Below are 4837 nucleotides of genomic sequence, written 5' to 3' on the forward strand. Positions count from 1 at the left end.
GACGTGGTGTGGCCGCAGTTGCTGGGCGTGACGGCCGCGGGCGGGATCTTCCTCGCCCTGGCGCTGACGCGGTTCCGCTCCATGCTGGCACAGCAGGGTTAACGCCATGCCTGATCGCACCTCGCGCCCGCCCACCAAACGGACTTCTGCCTTGAGTACTTATCCAGCACGCGGCATCCTCACCGGCCTCATCGCATGTATCGCCGCGGGCCTGGCCGGCTGCACCACGGTCGACGTGACCGTGCCCGGCGGTATCGCGGCCCCCGCTGCGTTCAGCGAAGCCCCCGCCCAGGGCATGCCAGCCGCGGAACAGGACCTGGCGCAGTGGTGGCAAAACTGGGGCGACCCGGAACTGACGCAGCGCGTCACCCAGGCGCTGCAAGCCAGTATCGACCTGCGCGTCGCACAGGCGCGCCTGGCGGAAGCGCGCGCCATCGGGCGGGTGGCCGAATCGGCGCTCTACCCCACGCTCTCGGCGCAGGCGCTGGCCGCGCGGGGCGTGGCCGACCTGCGCAGCCCCGCTGGGTTGCCCGACATGTCTCCCGGACTGGACGGCCACCTTGCCGGCGTGACCGTGGCCTGGGAGATCGACATCTTCGGCGGCCGGCGCAGCGACGCGCAAGCCGCGGCAGCCGTCGCGCTCAGCGCCGAGGAGCGCCTGCGCGGCACGCGCCTGGCGATTGCCGCCGACGTGGCCGAGAACTATGTCGCGGCGCGCGGCCTGCAGCGCCGTCTGCAACTGCTTGACCGCAGCATGGAAACTGTCGGCGAACTGCTGCGCTACACCCGCGCACGCTATGCAGCCGGCCAGGCGCTGCCCTATGACATCGATCGCGTGAGCGAGCAGCTTGGCGCGCTGCAGGCGCAGCGGCCCGTGCTGGTCAACCTGATCTCGATCCGGGAGCGCCGGCTGGCGGTGCTCGCCGGCCAGATACCGCAGAGCGCAACGGCATTGTCCCCGCCGCCGCCGTTCTTCGTGCCGGCCCCGCCGGCGGGGCAGCTGCCGTCCCAGGTCATCGAGCGGCGCCCGGATGTCCGGGCCTCGGCCGCGCTGGTGCGCGCGCAGGCCGCCAGGCTCGGCAGCGCAAAAGCGGAGTTGTTCCCGCGCTTCTACCTGACCTTCCTCGGCCAGGATGGGCGCCTGCACGTGGACGGGCTGCCCGCGCTGAGCGGCACGGGCGGCTTGCTCGGTGTCGGCGTGCAGTTGCCGATCTTCACCGCCGGGCGCATCCAGGCCAATATCGATGCCGGCGACGCCCGCCTGCAGGCCGCGCAGGCAAACTACGACCAGGCCGTGCTGCGCACGCTGGAGGAAGTGGACAATGCCTACGGCCTGCGTCATGGCCTGGATCAGCGCGGTGCCCGGCTGGATGCGGTGGTCGCTACCGCGCAGCGCAACAGCCAGAGCGCCACGCGCCTCTATGAAGGCGGCYGGCGCACGCTGCAGGACGTGCTGGACGCGCGTATCGACGCGCTGCGGCGCGAGGAGGAACAGATCCAGACGCAGACGGCACAAGCCGTGGCGGCCGTGCAGCTATACCGCGCGCTGGGCGGTTCGTGGTCGCCTGGAGATAATAGCTAGGCCTCATACGAAGACCCGCAGGGGGCCGTTCCGGAGGGCAGCGAAAGGAGACTGCATCCTGCCTGGCGGCTCTGTACGCGGGCGCGCATCCGGGGACGAATGCCGGAACCGGCACCCACCCGACGTTATACTCTAGGCCATCCAGGCCCTCTGGGCCCTCAATCCGCATACAGTCAAAACCATCATGTCCACGATCCCCGCCTGCCCCCAATGCACACTGGAAAACACCTATCCTGACGGCGACAATTTCGTCTGCGCCGACTGCGGCCATGAGTGGGCGATGTTGGCCGCCCCGCAAGCGGACGACAGCGCGGACGCGGTGGTGAAGGATGCCAACGGCACCGTGCTGAATGACGGCGACGCCGTGGTGCTGATCAAGGACCTGAAGGTCAAGGGCTCGTCCATCACGCTGAAGATGGGCACCAAGGTCAAGAGCATCCGGCTGGTGGGCGGCGACCACGAAGTCGATTGCAAGATGGACGGTGGCAGCTTCATGCTCAAGGCCTGCTTCCTGCGCAAGGCCTGAGCCCGCCAGCACGTCACAGGCCCCGCTGTCGCGCGGCGAACCGCGCTTCCGGCAGCGCGGCGAATTCCTCCGTGACCGGCGCCGCCTTTGCCGGCGGCGTCCTCGTCCAGTCAGGCTATCCCGGCGGGAATATCCGCATCATCGTGCCGTCCAGCGCGAGGGGCCTCATTGGCGGCAAGGCGATGGTGGACATACTGGCCGACGGCTACACCCTGCCGCTCGCTCCGTCGGCCTGCACGCCACCCGCAACACCTACAAGAAGTTCAACTACATCCGGCCACCGCCCTGAAGGCCGCCGCGGTCTGCCCGGGATACCACACGTGGTGGTGAACCCGAAGCTGCCTGCTGGCAACTTGCCGCCGACGCGCGCCAGTGCCCGGATACGATTACGTTCAGCTCGGCGGGCGTGGGTTCATCGGTCCATATGATGGGCGAATTGTTCAAGCTCAATGCCTGCGCACCGCTGGTCCGCGTGTCCCGCAAGGGAGACGTACTGCCTTTCGAATTCGTACGATTTAGCAAAGTGAAAAATTGTTAAATTTTCGAATAATTCAGACAATTCCTAAATACATTCCAGCGTGCCTCGGGTAATGATTCTCTCTTTCCATTAGCTCTGAAGGAATACACCTGAACAATGGCGGCTGCCTTGGCATGCGACGCAAAGGCAATCTTGGGAACCTCATGACTTAAAGATGCTTTACATGTATTAGCGTCTTCCATGAGTGCACCAGCGAAGAGCGGACTGCCCACGCCTTCGACCCCAGCCGAACTACTGGCCATTTTTCTCAATCGACGCGCAATGGGGCGGAAACGTGGATGCCTACGGCAACACCTCGGGAACGTGTTGCGTGGGGATGCCGCGGGTCTACCGACCCGGCCTGTAGGTCACCGTCAAGTGGAAGGCACGGGACGGGGCCAAGATCCTCTATGGGAGCAAGGTGGTCGACGTCGAGCCCTACACCGAGGCCGGCACCATCTATGCCCATATCTTCCCGAACGACGTGGTCTGCGTGGTCGTGTCGGCGCGCTACGACGCACAATGCCTCAATCACCCCATTCCCTATCCGGTTAACCCTGACGAAGTGAAGGCGCTCCAACGATGAAACGCGATATCGCCGCACCGCGGCGCATTGCCCTCGGCAAGGCCGTTCTCCTGTCCCTGTTCCTGGCCGGCTGCGCCGGCGGCAGCGGCATCTCGACTGACCGCTCCGACAAGTTCGTTTATGCCTCCGTGGGCGGCGTCAATCATACGAATCGCTTCGTCTACGAGTTCAGCATCGACGGAACGCCCGGCCACAACATGCGCGCCTATGGCTCAGCCAATGCCGGAACGTGTTGCGTAGGTGTGCCACGAGTCTATCGCCCCGGCCTGCAGGTCAAGGTGAGCTGGAACATGCCGGAGGGCAGGAAGGACGTCATCAAGACCAAGGTGGTCGAGATTGAGCCCTATACCGAGGCCGGCACCATCTATGCCCACATCTTCCCGAACGACGTGGTCCGCGTGGTCGTGTCGGCGCGCTACGACGCACATAGTCCCAATCACCCCATTCCCTATCCGGTCGATCCGAACAAGTCGAAGGAGTTCCAACAATGAAGCGCTATATCGCTGCCCCCGACCGCACGCTCCCACCAGATCCGGCCGAATGCTGCAGCCTGACGCCGCGCGAGGTTTTCCGYGTGTTGGGGACCAAGCCCGCCTGCACGTTCGTGCGTCAGCCGGTTTGCCAGATCCTGGTCAACGTGGGGCTGTTCTTCGATGGYACCAACAACAAYATGGAGAGGGACTACGAAAAACCGGAACCCGCCAARCGCTTCCATAGCAATATTGTGCGCCTGTATAACGCGTATCCCGATGAGAAACACAATACACCGGGGGAGAGCGAGTATTACTACCCGTTCTACATGCCAGGTGTGGGCACGCCCTTCCCGCAAATTGGTGAAATGGGCGAAAGCACCTACGGGCGGGCCTTCGCCGCCGGCGGGCAGGCCCGCATCCTGTGGGGCCTGCTGCAGATCTACAACGCCGTGCACCGAGCGGCTTTTAGCGGTCAGTCCWTGATGACCGATGACGAGATCGCCGCGAAGATCAAGGACTACGAGCGSCGCRTCGACCACCAGCAGCGGCCCGACCCGGAGGACCCGCCGCGCAAGCGCAAGGACTGGYTCGYGCCGCTSACGCAGGAACTGTCGAAGAAGCTGCGSGCCAGGCTCGATGTCAAGCGGCTGCCCCGGATCCCGTTCGTGTCCGTGTCGGTGTTCGGCTTCTCGCGCGGCGCGGTCCAGGCGCGTGCCTTTTGCYACTGGTTCCAGGATGCGYTGCAAGACGGCAAGTTCGCCGGCATTGACACGGATATCCGCTTCCTCGGGCTGTTCGACTCGGTGGCYACGGTGGGCACCAGCGACTCCATGCACCATTCCCTTGGCCTGCCGCGCTGGCTGGCCAGCGGCCACTCCGGCTGGGCCGCGGAGATACTSAAGCCGCTGCCCGCGCTGGTGAAGAAGACGGTTCACTATATCGCCGCCCACGAGCAGCGCATGAATTTCCCGGTCACGCGGATCGYCGGCGGCCAAAACGTCGAGGAGGTGCTGTACCCCGGCATGCACTCGGACGTGGGCGGCGGCTATGGGGCGGGCGACCAGGGCAAGGCCCGGGATGGCCTGCCCGCGCTGATGTCGCAGATCCCGCTGCTGCATATGTACAAGGCGGCCCTGCTGGCTGGCGTGCCGCT

Annotated in this window: 6 protein-coding genes; all 6 read left to right on the top strand. The window is 65.4% G+C overall.

Features of this window, described 5'->3' with window-relative positions:
- Positions 1–151 precede the first annotated feature (151 nt).
- Positions 152–1582 carry an efflux transporter outer membrane subunit gene (locus AC1DN0_RS40235; RefSeq protein ID WP_477146561.1) on the top strand — a complete coding sequence of 477 codons (1431 nt, stop codon included), beginning with the start codon at positions 152–154 and terminating at the stop codon, positions 1580–1582.
- A gap of 184 nt (positions 1583–1766) precedes the next feature.
- Positions 1767–2108 carry a zinc ribbon domain-containing protein YjdM gene (locus AC1DN0_RS40240; RefSeq protein ID WP_441633880.1) on the top strand — a complete coding sequence of 114 codons (342 nt, stop codon included), beginning with the start codon at positions 1767–1769 and terminating at the stop codon, positions 2106–2108.
- A 722-nt stretch (positions 2109–2830) separates the two neighbouring features.
- On the top strand, positions 2831–2992 hold the full coding sequence (locus tag AC1DN0_RS40245; protein WP_441633878.1) for a DUF3304 domain-containing protein: 162 nt from the start codon (positions 2831–2833) through the stop codon (positions 2990–2992).
- A 54-nt stretch (positions 2993–3046) separates the two neighbouring features.
- The gene (locus tag AC1DN0_RS40250) at positions 3047–3211 is read left to right on the top strand and encodes a hypothetical protein (protein ID WP_441633876.1); all 165 of its coding nucleotides are present in this window, start codon (positions 3047–3049) and stop codon (positions 3209–3211) included.
- Positions 3208–3702, top strand: coding sequence for a DUF3304 domain-containing protein (locus AC1DN0_RS40255; protein WP_441633874.1), 495 nt, complete (start codon positions 3208–3210; stop codon positions 3700–3702). Before AC1DN0_RS40250 ends, AC1DN0_RS40255 begins: the two co-directional genes overlap by 4 nt.
- On the top strand, positions 3699–4837 hold a 1139-nt coding region (locus AC1DN0_RS40260; protein WP_477146562.1), incomplete at its 3' end, for a phospholipase effector Tle1 domain-containing protein. The genes AC1DN0_RS40255 and AC1DN0_RS40260, both read left to right, overlap by 4 nt.

This window comes from Cupriavidus sp. 05N39 (assembly GCF_056397325.1).

Excerpts from the sequence above, each read along its gene's own strand:
- AC1DN0_RS40240 (WP_441633880.1), top strand. The coding sequence starts at position 1,767 with ATGTCCACGATCCCCGCCTGCCCCCAATGCACACTGGAAAACACCTAT.
- AC1DN0_RS40255 (WP_441633874.1), top strand. The coding sequence starts at position 3,208 with ATGAAACGCGATATCGCCGCACCGCGGCGCATTGCCCTCGGCAAGGCC.